23 protein-coding genes are annotated in these 21,891 nt (G+C 63.4%); 4 read left to right on the top strand and 19 right to left on the bottom strand.

Annotation, left to right across the window (positions count from 1 at the left end):
• Positions 1–123: 123 nt before the first annotated feature.
• From hutI to IGW03_RS26850, 10 genes are all read right to left on the bottom strand, one after another.
• A complete protein-coding gene (gene hutI / locus IGW03_RS26895) occupies positions 124–1,365 on the bottom strand; it encodes an imidazolonepropionase (protein WP_194725620.1) in 1,242 nt (413 codons plus the stop codon).
• Positions 1,349–1,954, bottom strand: coding sequence for a HutD/Ves family protein (locus tag IGW03_RS26890; protein WP_194725619.1), 606 nt, complete (start codon positions 1,952–1,954; stop codon positions 1,349–1,351). The genes hutI and IGW03_RS26890 overlap by 17 nt, the downstream gene beginning before the upstream one ends.
• Positions 1,955–1,961: 7 nt before the next feature.
• Positions 1,962–2,930, bottom strand: a complete 969-nt coding sequence (gene hutG / locus IGW03_RS26885; RefSeq protein WP_194725618.1) for a formimidoylglutamase — start codon at positions 2,928–2,930, stop codon at positions 1,962–1,964.
• Between the two features lie 23 nt (positions 2,931–2,953).
• Positions 2,954–4,492, bottom strand: coding sequence for a histidine ammonia-lyase (hutH, locus tag IGW03_RS26880; protein WP_194725617.1), 1,539 nt, complete (start codon positions 4,490–4,492; stop codon positions 2,954–2,956).
• Positions 4,493–4,836: 344 nt separating this feature from the next.
• Complete coding sequence (hutU, locus tag IGW03_RS26875) at positions 4,837–6,555, bottom strand: urocanate hydratase (RefSeq protein ID WP_194725616.1); 1,719 nt, start codon at positions 6,553–6,555, stop codon at positions 4,837–4,839.
• A gap of 16 nt (positions 6,556–6,571) precedes the next feature.
• Positions 6,572–7,276, bottom strand: coding sequence for an ABC transporter ATP-binding protein (locus IGW03_RS26870; RefSeq protein WP_194725615.1), 705 nt, complete (start codon positions 7,274–7,276; stop codon positions 6,572–6,574).
• The gene (locus IGW03_RS26865; RefSeq protein ID WP_194725614.1) at positions 7,269–8,066 is read right to left on the bottom strand and encodes an ABC transporter ATP-binding protein; all 798 of its coding nucleotides are present in this window, start codon (positions 8,064–8,066) and stop codon (positions 7,269–7,271) included. The genes IGW03_RS26870 and IGW03_RS26865 overlap by 8 nt, the downstream gene beginning before the upstream one ends.
• Positions 8,063–8,923: a branched-chain amino acid ABC transporter permease gene (locus tag IGW03_RS26860; RefSeq protein ID WP_228536115.1), complete on the bottom strand. Its 861-nt coding sequence runs from the start codon at positions 8,921–8,923 to the stop codon at positions 8,063–8,065. The genes IGW03_RS26865 and IGW03_RS26860 overlap by 4 nt, the downstream gene beginning before the upstream one ends.
• A 10-nt stretch (positions 8,924–8,933) precedes the next feature.
• Positions 8,934–9,797, bottom strand: coding sequence for a branched-chain amino acid ABC transporter permease (locus IGW03_RS26855; RefSeq protein ID WP_194725613.1), 864 nt, complete (start codon positions 9,795–9,797; stop codon positions 8,934–8,936).
• A gap of 107 nt (positions 9,798–9,904) precedes the next feature.
• On the bottom strand, positions 9,905–11,056 hold the full coding sequence (locus IGW03_RS26850; RefSeq protein WP_194725612.1) for an ABC transporter substrate-binding protein: 1,152 nt from the start codon (positions 11,054–11,056) through the stop codon (positions 9,905–9,907).
• Between the two features lie 251 nt (positions 11,057–11,307).
• Here IGW03_RS26850 and hutC point away from each other — a divergent pair, with 251 nt between their 5' ends.
• Positions 11,308–12,030 (top strand): histidine utilization transcriptional repressor HutC, encoded by a 723-nt coding sequence (hutC, locus tag IGW03_RS26845; RefSeq protein ID WP_194725625.1) that lies wholly within the window; start codon positions 11,308–11,310, stop codon positions 12,028–12,030.
• 699 nt (positions 12,031–12,729) lie between these two features.
• On the opposite strand, the gene IGW03_RS26840 is transcribed toward hutC, so the two are convergent.
• The 5 genes from IGW03_RS26840 to IGW03_RS26820 all read right to left on the bottom strand — a co-directional run bounded on the left by IGW03_RS26840 (position 12,730) and on the right by IGW03_RS26820 (position 16,330).
• Entirely contained in the window at positions 12,730–13,203 is a 474-nt protein-coding gene (locus tag IGW03_RS26840) for a carboxymuconolactone decarboxylase family protein (RefSeq protein WP_194725611.1), read from the bottom strand.
• A 112-nt stretch (positions 13,204–13,315) separates the two neighbouring features.
• Complete coding sequence (gene sigJ / locus IGW03_RS26835) at positions 13,316–14,197, bottom strand: RNA polymerase sigma-70 factor (protein ID WP_194725610.1); 882 nt, start codon at positions 14,195–14,197, stop codon at positions 13,316–13,318.
• 72 nt (positions 14,198–14,269) lie between these two features.
• Entirely contained in the window at positions 14,270–15,331 is a 1,062-nt protein-coding gene (locus IGW03_RS26830) for a D-hexose-6-phosphate mutarotase (RefSeq protein WP_194725609.1), read from the bottom strand.
• A 39-nt stretch (positions 15,332–15,370) separates the two neighbouring features.
• A complete protein-coding gene (locus IGW03_RS26825) occupies positions 15,371–15,742 on the bottom strand; it encodes a SirB2 family protein (RefSeq protein WP_194725608.1) in 372 nt (123 codons plus the stop codon).
• A 27-nt stretch (positions 15,743–15,769) separates the two neighbouring features.
• Positions 15,770–16,330: a hypothetical protein gene (locus tag IGW03_RS26820; protein WP_194725607.1), complete on the bottom strand. Its 561-nt coding sequence runs from the start codon at positions 16,328–16,330 to the stop codon at positions 15,770–15,772.
• A 229-nt stretch (positions 16,331–16,559) separates the two neighbouring features.
• Between IGW03_RS26820 and IGW03_RS26815 the strand changes: the two genes are divergently transcribed.
• Entirely contained in the window at positions 16,560–16,799 is a 240-nt protein-coding gene (locus IGW03_RS26815) for a hypothetical protein (RefSeq protein ID WP_194725606.1), read from the top strand.
• Positions 16,800–17,101: 302 nt separating this feature from the next.
• On the opposite strand, the gene IGW03_RS26810 is transcribed toward IGW03_RS26815, so the two are convergent.
• The 3 genes from IGW03_RS26810 to IGW03_RS26800 are packed head-to-tail and all read right to left on the bottom strand — an operon-like array spanning position 17,102 to position 18,235.
• Positions 17,102–17,341 carry a DUF1653 domain-containing protein gene (locus tag IGW03_RS26810; RefSeq protein ID WP_194725605.1) on the bottom strand — a complete coding sequence of 80 codons (240 nt, stop codon included), beginning with the start codon at positions 17,339–17,341 and terminating at the stop codon, positions 17,102–17,104.
• A 30-nt stretch (positions 17,342–17,371) separates the two neighbouring features.
• Positions 17,372–17,791, bottom strand: a complete 420-nt coding sequence (locus IGW03_RS26805) for a PaaI family thioesterase (RefSeq protein WP_194725604.1) — start codon at positions 17,789–17,791, stop codon at positions 17,372–17,374.
• A 21-nt stretch (positions 17,792–17,812) separates the two neighbouring features.
• Positions 17,813–18,235 (bottom strand): MarR family winged helix-turn-helix transcriptional regulator, encoded by a 423-nt coding sequence (locus IGW03_RS26800; protein WP_194725603.1) that lies wholly within the window; start codon positions 18,233–18,235, stop codon positions 17,813–17,815.
• A 176-nt stretch (positions 18,236–18,411) separates the two neighbouring features.
• Here IGW03_RS26800 and IGW03_RS26795 point away from each other — a divergent pair, with 176 nt between their 5' ends.
• Entirely contained in the window at positions 18,412–19,473 is a 1,062-nt protein-coding gene (locus tag IGW03_RS26795; protein ID WP_323745032.1) for an alpha/beta fold hydrolase, read from the top strand.
• 16 nt (positions 19,474–19,489) lie between these two features.
• On the opposite strand, the gene IGW03_RS26790 is transcribed toward IGW03_RS26795, so the two are convergent.
• Positions 19,490–20,401, bottom strand: coding sequence for a helix-turn-helix transcriptional regulator (locus tag IGW03_RS26790; RefSeq protein WP_194725602.1), 912 nt, complete (start codon positions 20,399–20,401; stop codon positions 19,490–19,492).
• Between the two features lie 203 nt (positions 20,402–20,604).
• Between IGW03_RS26790 and IGW03_RS26785 the strand changes: the two genes are divergently transcribed.
• Positions 20,605–21,498, top strand: a complete 894-nt coding sequence (locus IGW03_RS26785; RefSeq protein WP_194725601.1) for a DMT family transporter — start codon at positions 20,605–20,607, stop codon at positions 21,496–21,498.
• Positions 21,499–21,891: the final 393 nt, after the last annotated feature.

Below are 21,891 nucleotides of genomic sequence, written 5' to 3'. Positions count from 1 at the left end.
AACCTCAAACCTCAAACCTCAAACCTCAAACCTCAAACCTCAAACCTCAAACCTCAAACCTCAAACCTCAAACCTCAAACCTCAAACCTCAAACCTCAAACCTCAAACCTCAAACCTCAAACCTCAAACCTTCCTAACAACACCCCCAAACACCACCTGCCCGCACGGATTCCCCCCAATCCCGTAAGCCAGCTCCCCCGGCCGCTCCACCTCCCACAGCGCGAAATCCGCCGCCTTTCCCACCTCCAGCGTACCAATTTCCCCGCCCAGCCCCAGCGCCGCCGCCGCATGGCGTGTCACGCCAAGCATCGCCTCCAGCGGCGTCATCCTGAACAGCGTGCACGCCATGTTCATCACCAGCAGCAGCGAGGTCATCGGCGAGGTTCCGGGATTGCAGTCGGTGGAAATTGCAATCGGCACGCCCGCTTCGCGCAAAGCGGCGAGCGGCGGCAAGGTCGTCTCGCGCAGGAAGTAGAAAGCTCCCGGCAGCAGCACCGCCACCGTGCCTGCCGCAGCCATCGCCGCGACGCCTTCCGGCGACAGATACTCCAGATGATCCGCCGACAGCCCGCGATATCGCGCCGTCAATGCCGCACCGCCCTGGTCCGACAGCTGCTCCGCATGCAGCTTCACCGGCAAGCCATGCCGCTCTGCCGCCTGGAATACCCGCTCGGTCTGCGCCGAGGAGAAACCGATCTTCTCGCAGAAGGCGTCGACCGCATCGACCAACCTTTCGCTCGCCAATGCCGGGAGCATGCGGTCAGAGACTTCGTCGATATACGCGTCCGCCTTGCCCGCAAACTCCGGCGGTAGCGCATGCGCGCCGAGAAACGTCGTCTTCACCCGCACCGGCAGCTGCTCGCCGATACGCCGCGCCGCGCGCAGCATCTTGCGCTCGGTCTCGAGATCAAGACCATAGCCGGACTTGATCTCGAGCGTGGTGACGCCTTCCGCCAGCAGGCTGCGAACCCGGCGCAGGCTGGCCTGCATCAGCGCATCCTCGCTTGCCGCGCGCGTGGCGCGCACGGTGGACATGATGCCGCCGCCGCTGCGCGAAATCTCTTCATAGGTCGCGCCGTTGAGGCGGGCTTCGAACTCGCCGCTGCGGTTGCCGCCGTACACGATATGGGTATGGCAGTCGATCAGGCCGGGCGTGAGTAGACGGCCGCCGCCGTCATGCTCAACCGCAGCGCGCGCGCCGGCCGGCAATGCGGATCTCGGCCCCAGCCAGGCGATGCGGCTGCCGCGCACGGCAATCGCCGCATCGCGGATCTCGCCGTAGCCCTGCGCATCGGCCAGCGTGGCAAGGTGGACATTGGTCCACAATGCATCCCAATTCAATTCATGTTCAGTTGTTGTCGGCATTTCGTTTCTGCATGAGGCGCGCGATGTACAGCATGGCAGCGGCCTTGGCGGACAGGTCGATGTGTTCGCCGTCGCTGGCGTCGATCAGCACCGATTCGCCTTCGCCGATCCCGGCTTCGCGGCCTGCCAAAGTCTTGCACTGCACGGCATCGCCGCGCGCGTTGAAGATGAAAACAAGATCGGCCTGCATGTCGCATTGCAAGCTGCCGCTGAATTGCAGCTTTTCCAGCGTATGCGTCCAGCAGGCGCGGCGGGTAATGACATTCAGATCCCTGATCGGCCCGTCGAACAGCGCCGCATGCACCTGCTGTTCGCCGCGAAAGGCCAGCGGCTTGTTGTCGGGCGTCAGGATGGTGGCGTGCAGGCTGTCGAGTTCCAGCATCAGCCCGTTGCCTTCCAGCACGGCCAATGAGCGGTCGAAGCCTGCGAACAGGGAAAACGGACCGGAACTGTCGACGTCGGCGCTGCTGATACGCCATTCGAAACTGCTCAGGTCCGCGCCTTCCGGCGCGATCGCCAGCTGCAGGGTGTGGCCGCCGCCGTTTTTCCACGGCATCGATACATAGTCGTCGCGTGTGAATTTGCGCATGGTCTCCTCATGTCCCGGTGCGCTCCGCGAGCCTTGCCAGCAGGCGGGCGGCGACCCGGGCTGTCCTTTGGTCGATGTCCCGGCCGGGATTGAGTTCGGCAATATCGGCCAGGCGCAGCTTGCCGCTGACTGCGATCAGATCCGCAATCGGTTCGACAACGTCCAATGGTACGCCACGCGCAGCCGGTGCGCTCACCCCGGGCGCCACGCCCGCCGGCAGCACGTCGAGGCAGATCGTGAAATACACATGGTCGACTTCGGACAGGAAGGCTTCGACCTGCGCGCGCACCGCATCGAAGCGCGCGGCGCTCATGTCTTCGTCCAGCATCCAGCGCACGCCGAGCTGCCGCGCGCGTTCGAACAGGGCCTGCGTATTGGCAAATTCGCTGATGCCTAGGCAGCAGTAGCTGAAGGGCCAGCCGCGCGCCGCGCAGTCTTCGGCGATCTGCCGGAACGGCGTGCCGGAACTGGCGCGCTCGGCCTGGCGCAGGTCGAAATGCGCATCGAGATTGATGACGCCGATGCGCGGCTTGCCTTCCTTCTTTTCCAGATGCCGCGCCAGACCGCCGAAGGAACCGAAGGCGATTTCATGCCCGCCGCCCATCGCCAGCGGCAGGTAGCCGGCATCGAGCAGCTCGGCAAGATGCGCCGACAACTCCTGCTGCGCGTCTTCGAGCGCATCGTCCACGCAGGCCACGTCGCCCGCATCGACAATCACTGTACGGCGGCGCACCGGCATGTTGCCGAGCATGGCGCGGATCGCCGCCGGCCCTTCGGCAGCGCCGGTGCGGCCATGGTTGCGCGCGACGCCGGCATCGCAGGCGAAGCCGATCAGGGCAACGCCCTTGCCATTGCCGCTGCTGCCAGCGGTATCCGGATCGAAAACCTGCACGATCTGGTGCCAGCGCCTGCCGCCAAGACCTTCTGCTTCATCGATGCGGCCTTGCCAGCGGCTCATGTCGGCTTTGCGGTACATGGTGCTTCCTTTTGTTCAGTTACTCAGTTCGAATACAGCGGCAGGAACAGGTCGTGGCAGCCGGCACTCAGGTCGCCGCGCAGCACCATCTGCCGGGCCGCCTCGATGTCGGGTGCGAACAGGCGGTCCTTGTCATAGAAGGGCACGCGCTGGCGCAGGTGCTGGTGCACGTCGGCCAGCAGCGGCGAGGTCTTCAGCGGGTTGTGGAAGTCCACGCCCTGCGCGGCGGCTAGCGCCTCGATGGCGACGATGGTGGCGGTGTTGTCGGCCATCTCGTTCAGGCGGCGGCCGGCGAAGGTAGCCATGCTGACATGGTCTTCCTGGTTGGCCGAGGTCGGCAGGCTGTCGACGCTGGCCGGATGGGCGAGCGACTTGTTTTCCGAGGCCAGCGCGGCGGCGGTGACGTGGGCGATCATGAAGCCGGAATTGAGGCCCGAGGAAGCCACCAGGAAGGGCGGCAGGCCCGACAGCGTGGCATCGATCAGGAGGGCGATGCGGCGTTCCGACAGCGCGCCGATTTCGGCGATGGCCAGTGCCAGCGAATCGGCGGCGAAGGCCACCGGTTCGGCATGGAAGTTGCCGCCGGAAATGACATCGCCTTCTTCCGCATAGACCAGCGGATTGTCGGTGACGGCATTGGCTTCGATGAGCAGCGTGCGGGCCGCATTGCCGATCAGGTCGAGGCAGGCGCCCATCACCTGCGGCTGGCAGCGCAGGCTGTAGGGGTCTTGCACGCGCTCGTCGTTTTCCAGGTGCGAGCGGCGGATTTCGCTGCCCTGCAGCAGGGTGCGGTAGATCTGCGCCACCGCGATCTGGCCGGGCTGGCCGCGCACGATGTGCACGCGCGGGTCGAAGGGGGCGTCGCTGCCTTTTGCGGCATCGACCGACAGCGCGCCGGCCACCGTCGCGGCTTCCAGCATGCGCTCGGCGAGGAAGAGGCCGTTGAGGGCGAAGGCAGTAGAGACCTGGGTGCCGTTGATCAGGGCGAGGCCTTCCTTGGCGGCGAGCGTGACGGGGGCGATGCCGGCTTTCTCGAGCGCTTCCTTCGCGGGGACGATGCGGCCGTCCACGCGCACGTCGCCTTCGCCCATCAGGGCCAGCGTCATGTGCGACAGCGGGGCGAGGTCGCCGGAGGCGCCTACCGAGCCCTTGCTCGGGATGCAGGGCATGATGCCGGCGTTGTAATGGGCGATCATGGTGTCGATGACCGAGGCGCGGATGCCTGAGTAGCCGCGGGACAGGCTGCCGATCTTCGTCGCCAGGATGAGGCGGGCGATGTTGTCTGCGATGAGTTCGCCGCTGCCTACCGAGTGGGAGAGGATGAGGTTGCGTTGCAGCTCTTCCAGCTGGTCGTTGGGGATGTGGGTTTTGGCGAGTTTGCCGAAGCCGGTGTTGATGCCGTAGGCGGGGGCGCCTTTTTCCACGATTTTCTGGATGGTGGCGGAGGAGGTGTGGATGGCTTGATAGGCGTCTTTTGCCAGTCCCAGACTGACTGTGCCGCGCCAGATTTGGCGCAGGTCTGTGAGGGTTAATTTCCCTGGATTGATTGTTAGAGTGTTCATGGTGATGGCTCTTCCTGATGCTGTGTTCGGGTCGCTCTTCGGTGATGCGGTGCGATGGGTTCTTCGGACGGGCTTGCCGGGTCTGGCCCCGGCGGGCCACCTACTTTCTTTGCTTCGCCAAAGAAAGTAGGCAAAGAAAGGCGACCCCGTTGCCGGCGCCCCTTCGGGGTTCCCAAAAGAGCGTTGCACAAAGCGGGAAGCGCAGAAACTCGCCTTCGGCTCAGACAGTCTGCGCTTCTTTTTCCGCTTTGCGTAACGCTCTTTTGGCGTCGGCAAAGGGGGAAAGGCACAGCCTCTTTGTTTTGCCTTGGTCTGTTTTGCTGCTGCCCGCTTTTTCTTTCCTTTTATTTCACCATCGGCAGGTTCAGTCCGTTGCGCTTCGCGCATGCTACGGCTGTTTCATAGCCGGCGTCTGCATGGCGCATGACGCCGGAGCCGCTGTCGTTGACCAGCACTCTTGCCAGGCGCTTCGCTGCAGCTTCCGTGCCGTCTGCGACGATGACCATGCCGGCGTGCTGGGAGTAGCCCATGCCGACGCCGCCGCCGTGGTGCAGGGAAACCCATGTCGCGCCGCCTGCGGTGTTGAGCAGGGCGTTGAGCAGGGGCCAGTCGGAGACGGCATCCGTGCCGTCCTTCATGCTTTCCGTCTCGCGGTTGGGGCTGGCGACGGAGCCGGTGTCCAGGTGGTCGCGGCCGATGACGATCGGGGCCTTGAGTTCGCCGTTCTTCACCATTTCATTGAAGGCCAGGCCTGCAATGTGGCGCTCGCCCAGGCCGAGCCAGCAGATGCGGGCGGGCAGGCCCTGGAAGGCGATGCGCTCGCGCGCCATGTCGAGCCAGTGGTGCACATGCTTGTTGTTCGGGAACAGTTCCTTGATCTTGGCGTCGGTCTTGTAGATGTCCTCGGGATCGCCGGAGAGCGCGGCCCAGCGGAACGGGCCCTTGCCTTCGCAGAACAGCGGGCGGATATAGGCCGGAACGAAGCCGGGGAAGTCGAAGGCGTTGTCCACGCCGGTGTCTTTCGCGACCTGGCGGATGTTGTTGCCGTAGTCCACCGTGGGAATGCCCATCGCGTGGAAGTCGAGCATTGCCTGCACATGCACGGCGCAGGATTTGGCGGCTTCGGCGGTGAGGCGGGCGTGCTGGCCGTGGTCCTGCTGCGCGGCCTTCCATTGCGCGACGCTCCAGCCCATCGGCAGGTAGCCGTTGATCAGGTCGTGCGCCGAGGTCTGGTCGGTGACGAGGTCGGGCTTCATGCCGCCGGCCTTTGCACGCTTCACCAGTTCCGGCAGGATCTCGGCGGCGTTGCCGAGCAGCCCGATGGACACCGCTTCCTTGCGCTCGCAGTGGTGCTTGATCAGCGCCAGCGCATCGTCGATGTCTTTCGCCTGCTTGTCGAGGTAGCGGGTGCGCAGGCGGAAGTCGATGCTGCTCTGCTGGCATTCGATGTTCAGCGATACCGCGCCGGCGAGGGTCGCAGCCAGCGGCTGCGCGCCGCCCATGCCGCCGAGGCCGGCGGTGAGGATCCAGCGGCCGGACCAGTCGCCGTTGTAATGCTGGCGGCCGGCTTCGACGAAGGTTTCATAGGTGCCCTGCACGATGCCCTGGCTGCCGATGTAGATCCAGCTGCCCGCGGTCATCTGGCCGTACATGAACAGGCCCTTGCGGTCGAGTTCGTTGAAGTGTTCCCAGTTGCCCCATTTCGGCACCAGGTTGGAATTGGCGATCAGCACGCGCGGCGCATCGGCATGGGTGCGAAATACGCCGACCGGCTTGCCGGACTGCACCAGCAGGGTTTCGTCGTCTTCCAGCTTGCGCAGGCTGTCCAGGATCTGGTCGAAGCATTCCCAGTTGCGCGCGGCGCGGCCGATGCCGCCGTAGACCACGAGGTGCTTCGGATTCTCGGCGACTTCCGGGTCGAGGTTGTTCTGCAGCATGCGGTAGGCGGCTTCGGTCAGCCAGCTCTTGCAGGACTTGTCGCTGCCGCGCGGTGCGCGGATCACGCGGCTTGCATCCCAGCGCGGGTCAGTGGAGAGTTCGATGTTGTCGGTAACGGTATTCATTGTTGTCTTCCTTCCATTAATGCAAGCCGAGATAGGCTTCCGTGAGTTCAGGGTTGTTGCGGGCGTCGGCCGCCTTGCCTTGCCAGACGGTGCGGCCGGATTCCAGCACGCAGACCTCCTGGGCGACGGACAGCACGCGCTCCGTGTTTTGTTCCACCAGTAAAATCGTCATGCCGTCGGCCTGCAGCTGGCGCAGCGCGGCGTAGCAGAGGTCGATGACCTTGGGCATCAGTCCGAGCGAGAGTTCGTCGATCATGATCAGCTTGGGACGCGTCATCAGCGCGCGGCCGATGGCCAGCATCTGCTGCTCGCCGCCGGACAAATTGCCGGCCAGCGAATGCAGCCGCTCGCCCAGGCGCGGAAACAGGCCGAGCACATAGTCGCGGTCCTTTGCGAAATGCCCGGCCGGCTGCACCAGTCCGCCCACGCGCAGGTTGTCTTCCACGGTCAGGTCCTTGAACAGGCGGCGGCCTTCGGGCGAGATCGCGATGCCGCGCCGTACCCGTTCGTTGGGCGCCAGCCTGCCGATGTCCTGGCCGTCGAAGCGGATGCCGCCGCCCTGCAGCGCGACATGGCCGGCGATGCACATCAGCGTCGACGACTTGCCCGCGCCGTTGGCGCCGAGCAGGCCGGTGATGGTGCCGGGCTGCAGCGACAGCGACAGGTCGCCTACCGCGTGGAAGGCGCCGTAGCCGCAGGAAAGATTGTTCAGTTCAAGCATGGACGCCTCCTGCGGTTTCCGGTTTGGCATGCTGTTCCGACAGCGTGTCGCCGCCGAGATAGGCGCTGCGCACCACCGGATCGTTCATCACGGCGCGCGGGTCGCCGCTGGCGATCTTGCGGCCGTTGTCGAGCACCACCAGGCGCTGGCAGATGCGCATCACTTCGCCGAGGTTGTGCTCGATCAGCACGATGGTGACGCCTTGCCGGTTAATCTCGGCGATGGTGGTGGCCAGGGCATGCGCCTCTTTTGAGTTGAGGCCGGCCAGCGGTTCGTCGAGCAGCAGCAGCTTCGGATTCAGCGCCAGCGCACGCGCCATCTCCAGGCGCTTCAGGATGCCCAGCGGCTGGATGCCGGGTTTCTGGTCGGCATAGGCTTCGATGCCGACCCGCTTGAGCAGCTCACGGCCGAGCGCGGCTTCCTTTTCCTGCGATACATGCATCAGCGCGGCCAGCGGCGAACGCGTGTACTGCGCGCCAGCGGCCAGCGCGACGTTGTCGAGCACCGAGATTTCACGGAAGGGCTTGACCAGCTGCTGCGACAGCGACAGCCCCTTGCGGATACGCTTGTGCGTCGGCAGACCGTTGAGGGCCTCGCCGGCGAGTTCGACCTTGCCCTCGGTGACGCGGACCACGCCGGTGATCGAGCGCAGCATGGTGGTCTTGCCGGCGCCGTTGGGGCCGATCAGGCCGAGCAATTCGCCTTCGCGGACTTCAAAGGAGACCTTGTCGATGGCGGTGAGACCGCCGAAGCGCACGGTGACGCCGTCGACTTTCAGCAGGGGATTCATGCGCGGCCTCCCTTGGTAACTTTGGATGAAGAGACCATGCGTGTCACCAGCGCAGCCATGCCGCCCGGCGAGAAGCGCATCATCAGGAACAGCAGGCCGCCGTAGACCAGCAGCTTGTAATCGCCGATGAACTGGAACCAGGCGGGCAGCGCGCTCAGCACCGCCGCGCCGACGGCTACGCCGGTGACGGAGCCGATGCCGCCGACCACGACCATGGACAGCACCGTGACGGACTCCACGAAGCCGAAACTGTCCGGGCCGATGAACTTCAGGTTCTGCGCATACAGGCCGCCGGCCAGGCCCGCCAGCGCGGTGCCGATCGCGAATGCGGCCAGCTTGTAGCGCGGCACGTCGATGCCGAGCACGCGCATGGTGTCTTCGTCTTCGGCCACGCCGTTGAACACGCGGCCCATCCAGGAGCGGCGGATGTAAAGGCAGAGCAGAGCGGTGGCGATGCACAGCGCCAATGTCAGCAGCATGAAGCCCATCTTCGACAGGCCCGAATCGGGAATCGCCGACACGCCCATTTCACCGCCCAGCCATTCCTGCTGGCGCACCACGCCGACGAACAAAAAGCCCACGCCCATCGTGGTGATCGCGAGGAAGTCGGCGCGCACCCGCAGGCTGGCGAGGCCGACGATGATGCCGATCACGCCTGCCAGCAGCATCGCCAGCGGCAGCGTCGCGAGAAAGGGCAGACCGGCCTTGCACAGCAGCGCCGACAGGTAGGCGCCGATGCCGAGGAAGGCCGCATGGCCGAGGCTGATCTGGCCGCAGAAGCCGGTGATCAGGTTGAGCGACAATGCGAACAGCACGCTGATGCACATCGACGTCAGGAGAGAGATTTCGTATTCCATGGCTGTCCTTTCAGCTGCGCGCGAACAGGCCCTGCGGGCGCATCATCAGCACCACGATCAGGAAGGCGAAGGCGATCGCATTGCGGTCGAGCAGCTTGCCGAGATAGATCGTGCCGAAGGATTCGACGACGCCCAGCACCAGCGCCGCCATCAGCGTGCCGCGCACCGAGCCCATGCCGCCGAGCACGATGATCGCGAGGCCCTTGTACGAGGGCACGCTGCCCATCGTCGGTTCGACCAGGTTGTTGAGCAGGGCGACCCAGACGCCGGCGAAGCCCGCCAGCGCGGAGCCGACGAAGAAGTTGATGTCGCGGACCTGCTGCAGCTTGATGCCGAAGGACTGCGCCATCTGCGGATCGGACACGGTGGCCTGGCAGGCGACGCCGATGCGGGTGCGGGTCTGCAGGTAGAACAGCACGCCGATGATCGCCGCGGTGCCGGTCATCACAAGGATTTCCGCCAGCTTGAATTGCAGGCCGCCGAACAGCGCGATCTGTTCCTGCAGCGGCGGCGCGACATACGAGAGGCCGGAAGCGCCGAAGACGATGCGGAAGATTTCTTCGAAGGCGATGTACAGGCCGATCGATGCGATCAGCGCGACGAAGGGCGGCTGCTTGAGGATGGGTTCGTAGCAGAGGCGGTACATGGCCACGCCGGTGAGGCCGGCGGCGAGCATGGCGATGACGAAGGCCAGCGCGAGGCTGCCGGTGGCATTGGTGACCATGACGCCGAGATAGCCGCCGAGCGTGAACAGCGCCGCGTGGGCAACATGGAGTATGCGCAAGAGGCCGTAGACCAGCGTCAGCCCCAGCGCGACGAGCGCGTAGATGCTGCCCTGGACCAGGCCCTGTGCGATCAGCTCGAGGAAGAGCATGATGGTTCCTTGGGACGAATGAGATGGAGCGGATGTAAAGGCGCTTCAGCCTTTGCTGCCAGTCTTCCCTCGCTTGGTGATGGAGGGAAGACCGGCTTTTAAGAGATTTACTGCTTGGCCTTGCTCGGCGGCGCCAGCATCGGACCGGAGATCACCGAGTGGCGGTGGAAGGCCTTGTCCTTCACGACCTGCACCTGCACATCCTTCTTCACTTCATGCAAGTCGTTGAAGGCCAGCTTGCCGATCGGCGTATCGAAGCTGCCGGCTGCCAGCGCATTCTTCAGCGCCTCGCCGCCCTTGCCGCCGGTTTTCTGCAGGCCTTCGATCAGCACGCTGGTCGCGGTGTAGGTGCCGGCCGCCACCATGTCTGCATTGACGCCGGTGGCCTTGCGGAATTCGCTCATGAAGCTCTTTGTCGCCGGCGAATCCGCGTCGCGGTCGAGCGAGGTGGTGAGCAGCGTGCCTTCTGCGGCGGCGCCGGCGATTTCGATGAACTTGTCGGAATCGTAGCCTTCCTGGCCGATGATGGGCGCGGTGATGCCGGCGGCGCGCAGCTGGCTGACCAGAGGACCGGCGGTGAAGTAATAGCCGGAGGCATAGATGATGTCCGGGTTGTCGGACTTGACCTTGGAGACCAGCGCGCCGAACTGGCGGTCCTGCATGCCGTATTCGTATTCATTGACGATCTGCAGGCCGAACTTCGATGCGCCTTCCTTGAAGCCGGCGGCGAGCGCCTGGCCGAAATCGTTCTTCAGCGTGACGACGGCGACGCGCTTCTTGCCGAGGTTCTGGACCAGCATCGCGCCCGCGCGGCCCTGGACTTCGCCCATGGCGGCAGTGCGGAACATGTAGTCGCCGGTCTGCGTGATTTCGGGATGGATCGCATAGGCAACCACATAGGGAACCTGGCGCTGCTGGAAGATTGCCGCGGCCGCGCGGGTAGAGCCCGAGTAGGAACCGGACACCGCACCCACGACCTTGTCCTTTTCCACCAGCTTGGTGGCGACCGGCACGGCTTCCTTCGGCGAGGCCTGGTCGTCATAGATCACGAGTTCCACCTTCTGGCCGGCGACGCCGCCCTTGGCATTGGCCTGTGCGACGGCCAGCTTCGCACCTTCCAGCGCGGACTTGCCGTCGGCGGCCGCAAAGCCGGTCAGCGGCACGTTGAAGCCGATCTTGATGTCGGCGAACGCCGGTGCGGAAAATGCCGACAGAATCAATGCGGCAGTGAGTAATTGCTTGGGTTGAAAGCTTGCCATCTGGTGTCTCCTGTGGATGCTGATGTCTGCTCACGCCGACCATCCGGCGTGATGGGTGTTGCGAAAACCTGTCTGGCAATGCCTGCCGGCTGCCAGGAATGCCTGCGATTTGAAGTTTAAGTTGTATAGACAACTTAGGCAAGTATAATCTGAGTTGATGATACAAATTTACGTTCGGGCATTCGGCGGCATCGCGAAGGTGAGCGACAATGCCGGTTGTCAGTCATGAGGAGAAAGTTGTGCGGGTGGATATGGAAGAAGAGGGCGGCGGCGCGGAACGGATACCGGCTTTCCTGCACATCAAGAATTATTTACTGGGCGAAATCCAGGCCGGCCATTGGAAGGAAGGCGACGCGATTCCTTCCGAGCAGGCATTGGCGAAGCAGTTCGGCGTTTCGCGCATGACGGTCAACCGGGCGGTGCGCGAATTGACCGACGAGCAGATCCTGACACGGGTGCAGGGATCGGGCACCTATGTGGCGCAGCAGAAGTACCAGTCGACGCTGGTGGAGATCAAGAGCATCGCCGACGAGGTGCGCATGCGCGGCCATGTGCACCGCAGCGAGCTGCATCTGCTGGAGCGCAGCAAGGCGTCGGAACTGCTGGCGCCGCCGTTCGGCGTGAAGTCGGGGCATCCGCTGTTCCATTCCATCATCGTGCACTTCGAGAACGATATTCCGATCCAGGTCGAGGACCGGTGGGTCAATCCGGACGTGGCTCCGGATTACATGCAGCAGGATTTTTCGGTGATTACGCCGAATGAGTATCTGATGGCGGCGGCGCCGCTGCAGGGGGTCAATTACAGCATCGAGGCGCTGCATCCGCCGCGGGAGATTGCGGAGATGCTGCAGATTCACAAGGATAGGGAGGCTTGTTTGGTACTCAAGCGGAGAACTTTATCGAAGGGGTTGGTGGCTTCGGTGGTGACGATGTGGCATCCGGGGGGGAGGTATCAGTTTGCTGGGAGTTTTTGAGGCGGTGCAGGCCTTGTACCTGCACAGAGGATGATCATTCAAGATGATGTCAATGGTTAGCGAATGAACCCCTCTCCCGCAGGCGGGAGAGGGGCAGGGGTGAGGGGCGTCGCCAAGACCTTGGAAGCTTGCTATTCCCTATCTCGCATCTTCATTGAGTTTGCCAGGCCGGTTTAGCACCTGCAGGTCTCTAATAAGCCTGTACCTAATCTTGACCTTGGTCTCTCCGCAGAAACTTGCTTTGCCGGGACTGGCCCCGGCGGGCCACCTACTTCTTTGTGTCGACAAAGAAGTAGGCAAGAAAACGACCCCGATGCCGTCGCCCCTGCGGGGTTCCCAAAAGAGCGCGGCACCAAGCGGGAAGCGCGGAAACTCGCCTGCGGCTCAGACAACCGCGCTTCTTTATCCGCTTGGCGCCGCGCTCTTTTGGCGTCGGCAAAAGGGGGGATTCAACAGCCTCTTTGTACTGGCATGGTCAGTCAAACCCGCTCTCCCGCAGGCGGGGCGAAGGCAGGGTTTCGCAAACCAGCGGTTTGCGCTGCCATAGCCGGTTCGGCTTGCAAGCCGAACCGTGGGGCGCGGACCGAGGGTTGGGGATGAGGAGGGGGGGCAAGACCTCGTTCGATATTGTCTCCATTCTCTTGGAAAAGAGAATTTGTCCTTTGTCTTAATCAACTCAAGGCCGTGTACCCATTCCACTCAAACAGAAACCGCACTGGCCTCCACCACCGCCCTCTTCACCGGCTGCTTGAACCCGATCGCCAGCCTGTTAAACGCATTCATCACCGCCACCGCAAACCCGAGATCCGCTATCTCGCGATCGGTGAAATGCGCCTTCAATGTCAGGAGCACCCGATCCGGCACCTCGCCATTGGTCAGCCGCGTCGCAGCCTCTGCCCAAGCCAGCGCGGCCCGCTCGCGTTCGCTGTAGAAGCTCGTTTCACGCCAGGTTGAAAGGCTGTTGATGCGCTGAAAATCCTCGCCCTGCTTGAGCAAGTCGCGCGCATGCTTGTCGATGCAGAAGGCGCAGCCATTGATCTGCGACACGCGCAGGTAGATGAAGTCGATCAGCGTCTTGCCCAGCGGCGATTGTTCAAGTGCAGCGCTGGCGGAAGCCAGGCCGCGGTAAGCGTCGATGGAGAGCGAGTGATAGGAAATGCGCAGGTCCGACATGATGTTGTCCTTTCCGGAAGTTGTCTGAAATGGCGATGACTGCGATCTGTGCGATCGTTGCGATCACCTGCCAGACGAACCGGCTTCCGGTTTTGTGACAGCTATCTTCTTCTTAATCGGACAGCACGATGCCCTGCAGCTTGTCGGGATTGCGCACGCTGTACATCTCGACGATCCTGCTGCCGTCGGTCACGAGCGAGATCACCGAGTCGAGCTTGCCGTCGACCAGCCGCAGGATGCCCGGTTCGCCGTTGATGTCGGCGATGCGGTAGCTCGCGCGTTCGCCGAATTGCCGCGCCACCACATGGAACAGTCGGGCGATGCGGTCGGCACCGTGCATCACGGTGTTGACGGAGATCGCCTTGCCGCCGCCGTCGGCGGTCATGCTGGCGTTCTCGGCGAGCAGGGCGGTCAGCTGCGCACGGTCGCCCGACCTGGCGGCGTCCATGAAGCGCTGCAGCAGCGCCACATGCGTCTCGCGGCTGATGGCGAAGCGGCGGCGTTCCTGCGTGACGCGCTCGCGGGCGCGGTGCACGAACTGGCGGCAGGCGGCCTGCGACTTGCCGAGCATGCCGGCGATCTCGTCATAGCCGAGATCGAATACCTGGTGCAGCAGGAATGCCGCACGCTCCTCCGGCGCCAGCCGCTCCAGCACCACCATGAAGGCCATCGACACGTCGCTGGCCAGCTCCGCCGATTCTTCCGGCGTCAATGCCGAAGGCGCCACCAGCGGCTTCGGCAGCCAGGGGCCCTGATAGGTTTCGCGTTCCAGCTTGGCATGACGCAGGCGGTCGAGACAGAGCCGGGTGACCGAGGTCACCAGCCAGGCTTCGGTGCTGCGGATGTCATTGACGGCGGCTTCATCGAGCCCATGCCAGCGCAGGTAGGCATCCTGCAGGATATCCTCGGCGTCGGCGCGCGAGCCGAGCATGCGGTAGGCGATGCCGTACAGTTTCGGACGGCAGGCATGAAAAGTGTCGGCGCGCTGGTTCACGGCATGGCTCCTTCAAGCAGATTCAGGCAGATAAAACCGCAAGACGCGCCAGGCGCCGGTTTTGTGACAGGTTCAGCGGCCTTGGATACTGAGGATCTGGCTGCCGGTCCAGGTCTGGCCCGGCGCCAGCGTGACCGGCGTGATGATGTTGGCCGCCTCGACGCAGAGCATGCGCAGCCAGTCCTCGTCCGGGAAGTCGGGCAGGGCGGCGGCCTTGACCGGTCCGGGGTTCCAGACCACGGTGTCTTCGAAGCCGACCTGCTCGATGTGCAGCGAAGGCTGGCCGTTTTCCAGCAGCACCAGCTTTTTCGGCGGCGACATGTAGACGCGGTCCAATTCGGCGGCGATTGTCACCGAGGCATCCTGCTGCACCACTTCCACGCAGTTCGCCGTCGCATCCTGGTAGCGGACCTGCTGCAAGCCCTGCAGCTCCACCTGGCGGATGTCGTCGACCCGGAAATAGGTATGCAGCGCGGCGGTGAAGGAAAACGTCGTCTCGCCGCGGTTGGTGGCGGTGAGAGTGATGACTAGGCGGCCGGCGTCCAGCACCACGCCGACCTCGGCATGGAAACTGTGCGGCCAGATCTGCAGGGTCTGCGCATCGTCTTCGATGAAGAAGGTCGCCACTGAAGGCGACTGCGCGGACGGCGCGGCCGCGACCTGCCAGGGGAAGCTGCGCACGAAGCCATGCTTCATCATGGGTCCGCGGTCGGAGAACTGGGGGAAGCAGACCGGCACGCCGCCGCGAATCGCTGCCGCCGGAACGGCTTCGTTGGCGCGCGTCATGCCGCCGGTGCTTGCCGACATGTACATGCGCTCCCTGCCGTCGGCGGTCTTCCATGAAACGACCTGCGCGCCCTGGCGGGTGACGAAAGCGGACTCGCCCTGGGCATTCGAGAGGCTCAGGCCGGGCAGCGACTGGAATTCCTCGGTAAAAGGATCGGCGGTCGATCCTTCCGGGATGCCGAGGTCAATGCCGCCGAGATCGGCGACTTCGCGCAGGTTCACCGCATGGCCGACGAAGGGGCTGCGGTCCTGCCAGCCGTTGTCGCGGGCCGGCACCTGCCAGTAGCCCTGCTCGTCGTGCACGATCCAGAAATGAGGCTGCTGTGTGTATTCGTAAATCTTGGTCATGGTGATCCTTGATGTGATGAGAGGGCGGTGAGGGGCCGGTTACAGAACCTGCCGGGTCACCGCGACCTTGATGATGTAGGCGAAGATGAGCAGGGCGGCGACGAAGGCGGCGAGGCGCACGCCCTTGGTCCTGCCGCGCTTGAGCGCGATCGTGCCGACCGCGATATAAGCGACCAGCGCAACGACCTTTGCCGTCAGCCAGGGCTGGACGAAGGGATACTGGGCGCTCCACACCACCATCACCAGCGCGCTGGCCAGCAGCAGGGTATCGACGATATGCGGCGCTACCCGGAAAAAGCGCCGCTGCAGCGCCCCCGACTCGGCCAGCATCAGCAGGCCGCGCACGAAGAACAGGATGCCGCTCAGCGCGGCGAAAGTCATGTGGAAATGCTTGACGGCGAGATAGCTCATGAAAGGACGGGGTGGTTGGAAAAACGGTCAGGCCGGGTCCGCAGGACGGTAACTCAGCTTCGGCATCATCAGCAATGCGATCACGCAAACAACGGCCACCATGGCGGTGACCCAGATGACCGGCCGATTGTCGGCAATGCGTTCCGGATAAATCTTGCTGACGGCGCCGATCGCAATGGCGTTGCCGGCGGCGACCAGCACGGCCGAGGCAAAGTCGTGAAAACGCCGCGCCTTGTTGGCGCTCTGCGACCAGCGCGGATCGGTGTTGTAGCTCGGCAACGCCAAGTGGGCGTTATTCAGGCGCTCCAGCGTGGACAGGAAATGGCGCAGGTTGGTCAGCGCGCTTTCGGTCTTGTAATTCAGGAAAGCCAGGCAGGTCGAGGCAACCGGGAAGCCCAATACCAGCCATTCGATCGGCAGGCGGGCCTGCGCTTCCCCCGGCTTGAGGGCCACCAGCGCCGCGAGCAGGCTCACCACCAGCGTGACATACAGCGTCAGCGCCTGCTGGCGCTGGGCTATGCGCGCATTCACCTCGTTATAGGCGGCGATGAATCGGTAATTGGCATCGACATGGGACTGCACCGGCATGGCCTTTCTTTTTCTGTTCCGGCTGGCATTTTAACAACGCCGGTGGAACTGCAGCCGATGATGCCGTCACTCATCTCTTGTCTTTCCTGAAATCAATGCATTAGGGATTTGATATTTCTCCAGTGAAATGCGAACGGAAAATATCTGATATCTGAACTTGGAATTGGAATTATATCTGTCCCGTCCATACACTCTATTCGTAACAGACACTTTTAAAGAGGAATACACCATGTCTACAGCAACATTCACATCCGCACAAACCGCCGGCCTGAGCTATACCGAAAACCTCGGCCGCGCCGCCCGCGCCTTCCTGCAAGCTCTTCTGGCCATCACACCGGAAGCCAAGCCGGCAGCCGCAAAAAAGCGCGACGTTGCCTCGATCGCTCAACTGTACCGTCTCGCACGCAGCTACGATTCCGTCCAGCCGAACCTGGCCCAGGAACTGCGCGCAATCGCCGCACGTGGCTAATCACTGACCAGCAAGCCAAGCATAAGCAAAAGCAGAAGATAGAAGCAGCAGTTCAGGCAAGGCGCAGGCAGCAAGAGCATCAGCCCGGCAGCCGCCGGCAGCAGTAAATAGCAGGACCCAGACGGAAGCAAGGCGCAAGACCCGCAACGGGCTTGAGAGGAGACCGCCTTACTTTCCGCCGTTACCCCTCTCGGTATCGCTCACGTACCGGATCGAACATCCGGAAGCAGGCCAGCACAGCGCGGCTCTTCGCTTCTTCCCTCATTCAAGCCGCATCCCGCCCGTTTTTCCATTCGCTTCATCTACCCTTGCAGGCCAGCCTCGACCAGGCGAAAACGCGGCACTTGCTTGCCATCGACTTCCACCTGCTCGAAAAACATGTCGGCATTCCGGTGCACCAGCTGCGGCCAGTCGGTCTCGTAGAGGGGCCGGTAGACGACGCAGACTTCATTGCTCTCGGTGTTGCGCGACAGGCCGAGCACGAAATAGCGCTTGCCCTTGTAGTGTTCGTAGACACCCGGAGTGATCGAGGTTCTGGTCATGATGCTTTCCCGTGCGTTGCCATCTGGCTGTCATTTCGGCCACAGGATCATCTGCGTGCAGCGGAAGGTTGCGATCAGCTTGCCGGTATCGGCGTGCGTGACCAGCGCATCCCAGACTTGGGTATTGCGGCCGAGATGCACCGCCTTGGCTTCGCAGGCCACCACGCCTTCGCGCGCGGTGCCGAGGAAGTTGCTCTTGAGTTCGATGGTCGTGAAGTTGACCGCGCCCTTCGGCAGGTTGGCGACGCAAGCATAGCCGCAGGCGGTGTCGGCAAGGGTGATGACGCTGCCGGCGTGCAGATAGCCGTTCGGCGCGAGGTGGGACTGCTGCACCTTGATCTGTGCCTGCAGCGTGGCTTCGCCGACGCCGGTGATTTCGATGCCCAGCAGGCCGGGCAGGTAGCCGGTGCCGACGCGGTTGTAATGGGCGAGGTCTTTTGAAGCTTCCATGAGGTGTCCTTGTTCCTGTTCTTATGCGGCCTTGAGCACCAGCTGGTGCACGGTGCGGGTCAGCGCGTCGAGATCGACATCGCTGGCCATGTCGGCAAATTCCTTCTGGACATTCATCCACAAGGGTTCCGCCTGGCTGATGCGCTGCTGGCCTTCGCCTGTGATCGTCCAGCGCCGCTCCCGCCTGTCCTCGCCCGGCGCGGCGCTGATCCAGCCGCTGTCGCAGATGATCTTCAGCGTGCGCGTCAGCGTGGTGCTGTCCATCGCCAGCAGGTCCGCCATTGCGCCGGTGGTCAGGCCAGGCTGGGCGCTCAGCAGGCGCAGGATGCCGAACTGCGTGATCTTGAGTCCGGACGGCTTGAGCGCCTGATCGTACATCTGCGTCACGACGCGCGATGCCTGGCGAAGCGATCCGCAATAGCAGGGCAAGCGTAAGGGTTTCACTGGGGGAAGGTCCGGGTGGCGGTAGACGCGACGAATATAAATGCATGTACATGTATTGTCAAACCGGCTCCTAACCGTCTGGATTTGCCGCACTGCGCAAAAATGGACAAGCAGGCATTGAACTTCATGCAAGTACCCCACTTCCAACGGGTTTATCTATCTTGGGAGCAGAACACGTGAATCCTTATTCCACGCAGTACGAACCCGATCATTACTCTTCCGATCTTCCGGTCTCGTCGAATTCGCGGCGCACGCCCTGGCTGGCAGCCGGCGCAGTGGCGCTGGCCGCGGCTGCGCTGGTAGTGCGGCAGAAGACGCGCCAGGCCGAGCTGGAGAACCCGCCGGTCGGCGAATTCCTGAATATCGATGGCGTGCGCCTGCATTACCTGGAGCGCGGGCAGGGGCAGCCGGTCGTGTTTCTGCATGGCGACGGCAGCATGATCCAGGATTTCGAAACCAGCGGACTGATCGATCTGGCTTCGCGAAACTACCGCGTCATCGTCTTCGACCGTCCCGGCTACGGCTACAGCGACAGGCCGCGCAGCACGATCTGGACGCCGCAGGCGCAGGCGCGGCTGCTGCACCGCGCCCTGCTGCATCTGGGCATCGAGAATCCCATCATCGTCGGGCATTCCTGGGGCACTCTTGTCGCAGTATCGATGGCGCTGGAGCAGCCCGATTACGTCAAGAGCCTGGTGCTGATGTCCGGCTATTACTATCCAACCGCCCGGCTCGACGTGACGCTGGCCTCGCAGCCGGCCATTCCCGTGGTCGGGGATCTGATGCGCTTCACCGTTTCCCCGCTCTTGAGCCGCGCGATCTGGCCTGCCGTGCTGGGCAGAATCTTCGGCCCGGCCCCGGTGCCGGCGCGCTTTGAAAATGAATATCCGGTATGGATGACGCTGCGGCCGTCGCAGCTGCGGGCGGCAGCGGCCGAAGCTGCGCTGATGATTCCGGCTGCCTACAGCTTGCACGAGCGTTACCATGAGCTGACCATGCCGGTCGTCATCATGGCAGGTGCCGACGACAAGCATGTCACCACCCGCCTGCATTCCGAAAGGCTGCATGCGGAGCTGCCGCACAGCAGCCTGCACATTACCGCCGGCGCCGGCCACATGCTGCACCATGTGGCGCAGGAAGAGGTGCTGGCCGCCATCGATCAGGCCGCCAGCGCGGTGGGTGCGGAATTGCGCGGCAGCGGCGTGCTGGCGGCTCCGGCCCCCACGCAAGTGCAATGACGGCCGGGCCGATCGCCTATCCGCCGAGCAGCGCCTGCCGGTAGCGGGTGGGCGCCACGCCAGCCATCTTGCGGAAGCGGTGGCTGAAGTGGCTGAGATCGGCATAGCCACAGACATCGGCCACCTGCTGCAATGACAGCGCCGGGTTCCTGAGCAGCGCCTGCGCCCTGTCGTGGCGGCGTGCGGCGATCCAGGCGTAGGGCGGCATGCCGAAGGAAATGCGGAACATGCGCGACAGGTGGTATTCCGACATGCAGGCCAGCTCGGCCAGCATGCCCAGGGTGATCGTCTGGTCGAGATGGGTTTCGATGTAATCGGCCAGCCGCCGCCGCATGAGCGGCGCCAGGCCGCCCTTGAAGCGCGGCGCGCGGCGCAGCACGCCCTGCGACTGCAGCAGGCTGCTCAGCAGCTCATGCGCCGTTTCGTTCACCCGCAGCAGTTCATCGGTGCCTTGCCAGGGCATCTGCTCCAGCGCCTGGCACAGGCGCGCAATCTGCGCATGTTCGAAATAGGTGCGGTCGGCCAGGGTCAGTTCGCGCGGTTCGCGGTCGAGTTCGATGACGGCGCGCCGGGTGAAATGCTCGGGCAGGAAATACACATGCAAAAAGCGCAGCTCGTCGCGCACCACCCAGCGCGATTCGTGTTCGTCGGGCAGCGCGCACAGGCGCCCCGGGCTGCCGTACAGGCCGGGCAGCTCATTGCGCTCGGTGCGGTAGCCGCCGCCGAGATAGCAGGACAGGGTATGGTGGCCGGGCCGGATGTAGGCAGTCTCTTCCTCCTCGGTCTGCCTGTGCCAGATCGCAATCGCCATCTCGTCACCCAGCCAGGCGAAGCGTTCCAGTTCGGCGTTGGTGCCGCGCAGGGTATTGAATACCGCATGCGTGATGCCGCTGGAATGAGGGGGCAGGGATGTCGATGAAGTCTGCATGGCAACAGGCGGCGAAGGTTCCGGCTACTGTAACACTTTCGAACGGCCGAGGTATCTGCGGATTCCGAGGCGGGCCGGCCGGACCCTAAAAAGCGCAAGAATGGACAACCGCGCCGTCTTGGGTGCACAACGCCGCAATTCCAGACAAGTCGTCCGCGCCCAGCCGTAGCATGCTGCAGGTTCGATTACACGGGATGTCTGCGATGAACGCCTTTCTCTACCTGATTACCGTCCTGATCTGGGGTTCGACCTGGATCGCCATCAAATGGCAGCTCGGCGTCGTGCCGGCGCCGGTCTCGATCGCCTACCGGTTCTGGATTGCCGCGGCGGTGCTGCTGCTGATCCTGGTCGCCATGCGCAAGCAGGTACGGCCGCCGCGCGAGGCATGGCGCTATCTCGTCGCGCAGGGCGTCGCGCTGTTCTGCTGCAACTTCCTGTGCTTCTACTATGCCAGCCAGTGGGTGCCGAGCGGCCTGATCGCGGTGGTGTTTTCGACGGCGCCCTTGTGGAATTCGATCAACGGCCGGATTTTCCTGGGCCGGGCGATACAGCCGCAGGTCATCGTCGGTGCGCTGCTGGGTTTGGCCGGCATCGTCATGCTGTTCCTGCCGCAGATGAGCGGCCACTGGACCGACGGGGCGATGCTGCGCGGACTGGGCCTGGCTTTCCTCGGCACCTTGTTTTTCTCGACCGGGAACCTGCTGTCGAGCCGCATGCAGTCGCTCGGCCTGACGCCCTGGCTGACCAATACCTGGGCCATGTTCATCGGCGCCGCCGTCCTTACGCTGATCGGCGCCGTGCTCGGCATGCCGTTTACGCTGGATGCAAGTCCTCTTTATATCGGGTCGCTGCTGTATCTCGCAGTGCCGGGGTCGGTGATCGGGTTCACCGCCTACCTGATGCTGGTGGGGAGGCTGGGGCCGGAGCGGGCGGCTTACTGTACGGTGCTGTTTCCGGTGGTGGCGTTGAGCATTTCCACGGTGTATGAGGGATATGTCTGGAGCTTGATGGCGTTTGTCGGGTTGGCTTGCGTGCTGGGGGGGAATTTGCTGGCGTTTATGCCGGTGCGGAGGGTGGCCAAGGTGGCGGCGGCTTGATGATTGAGCGGTGCAGGTCCTTGGTGCCTGCACAAAGGGCGGTCATCCAGAGGAAAATTGAAAACTTGATTTTTCAATACGGAGAAAAGAACCCCTCTCCCGCGGGCGGGAGAGGGGCAGGGGTGAGGGGCGTCGCCAAGACCTTACAAGCTTGTGGTGCCCTCATCCCTAACTCTGCGTCAGCTTTCAAAAGCCGGCTGGCATCGTTAAGGTATCAATAAGCCTTTACTTGATCTTTAAACTTGCATCTCTCCGCAGAGACCTGCGTTGCCGGGACTGGCCCCGGCGGGCCACCTACTTCTTTGTGTCGACAAAGAAGTAGGCAAGAAAACGACCCCGATGCCGACGCCCCTTCGGGGTTCCCAAAAGAACGCAGCACCAAGCGGGAAGCGC

The sequence above is a fragment of the Noviherbaspirillum malthae genome (assembly GCF_015352985.1).
Classification (GTDB): Bacteria; Pseudomonadota; Gammaproteobacteria; order Burkholderiales; family Burkholderiaceae_D; genus Noviherbaspirillum; species Noviherbaspirillum malthae.
Note: the sequence above shows the minus strand (reverse complement) of the source record. Positions and strands in the feature narration are given on the sequence as shown.

Excerpts from the sequence above, each read along its gene's own strand:
- IGW03_RS26790 (WP_194725602.1), bottom strand. The coding sequence starts at position 20,401 with ATGCAGACTTCATCGACATCCCTGCCCCCTCATTCCAGCGGCATCACG.
- hutU (WP_194725616.1), bottom strand. The coding sequence starts at position 6,555 with ATGAATACCGTTACCGACAACATCGAACTCTCCACTGACCCGCGCTGG.
- IGW03_RS26830 (WP_194725609.1), bottom strand. The coding sequence starts at position 15,331 with ATGACCAAGATTTACGAATACACACAGCAGCCTCATTTCTGGATCGTG.
- IGW03_RS26855 (WP_194725613.1), bottom strand. The coding sequence starts at position 9,797 with ATGCTCTTCCTCGAGCTGATCGCACAGGGCCTGGTCCAGGGCAGCATC.
- IGW03_RS26860 (WP_228536115.1), bottom strand. The coding sequence starts at position 8,923 with ATGGAATACGAAATCTCTCTCCTGACGTCGATGTGCATCAGCGTGCTG.
- IGW03_RS26805 (WP_194725604.1), bottom strand. The coding sequence starts at position 17,791 with ATGGAAGCTTCAAAAGACCTCGCCCATTACAACCGCGTCGGCACCGGC.
- IGW03_RS26815 (WP_194725606.1), top strand. The coding sequence starts at position 16,560 with ATGTCTACAGCAACATTCACATCCGCACAAACCGCCGGCCTGAGCTAT.
- IGW03_RS26890 (WP_194725619.1), bottom strand. The coding sequence starts at position 1,954 with ATGCGCAAATTCACACGCGACGACTATGTATCGATGCCGTGGAAAAAC.
- IGW03_RS26825 (WP_194725608.1), bottom strand. The coding sequence starts at position 15,742 with ATGAGCTATCTCGCCGTCAAGCATTTCCACATGACTTTCGCCGCGCTG.
- IGW03_RS26810 (WP_194725605.1), bottom strand. The coding sequence starts at position 17,341 with ATGACCAGAACCTCGATCACTCCGGGTGTCTACGAACACTACAAGGGC.
- IGW03_RS26850 (WP_194725612.1), bottom strand. The coding sequence starts at position 11,056 with ATGGCAAGCTTTCAACCCAAGCAATTACTCACTGCCGCATTGATTCTG.
- IGW03_RS26820 (WP_194725607.1), bottom strand. The coding sequence starts at position 16,330 with ATGCCGGTGCAGTCCCATGTCGATGCCAATTACCGATTCATCGCCGCC.
- hutG (WP_194725618.1), bottom strand. The coding sequence starts at position 2,930 with ATGTACCGCAAAGCCGACATGAGCCGCTGGCAAGGCCGCATCGATGAA.
- IGW03_RS26865 (WP_194725614.1), bottom strand. The coding sequence starts at position 8,066 with ATGAATCCCCTGCTGAAAGTCGACGGCGTCACCGTGCGCTTCGGCGGT.
- hutI (WP_194725620.1), bottom strand. The coding sequence starts at position 1,365 with ATGCCGACAACAACTGAACATGAATTGAATTGGGATGCATTGTGGACC.
- IGW03_RS26785 (WP_194725601.1), top strand. The coding sequence starts at position 20,605 with ATGAACGCCTTTCTCTACCTGATTACCGTCCTGATCTGGGGTTCGACC.
- IGW03_RS26840 (WP_194725611.1), bottom strand. The coding sequence starts at position 13,203 with ATGTCGGACCTGCGCATTTCCTATCACTCGCTCTCCATCGACGCTTAC.
- hutH (WP_194725617.1), bottom strand. The coding sequence starts at position 4,492 with ATGAACACTCTAACAATCAATCCAGGGAAATTAACCCTCACAGACCTG.
- hutC (WP_194725625.1), top strand. The coding sequence starts at position 11,308 with ATGGAAGAAGAGGGCGGCGGCGCGGAACGGATACCGGCTTTCCTGCAC.
- IGW03_RS26870 (WP_194725615.1), bottom strand. The coding sequence starts at position 7,276 with ATGCTTGAACTGAACAATCTTTCCTGCGGCTACGGCGCCTTCCACGCG.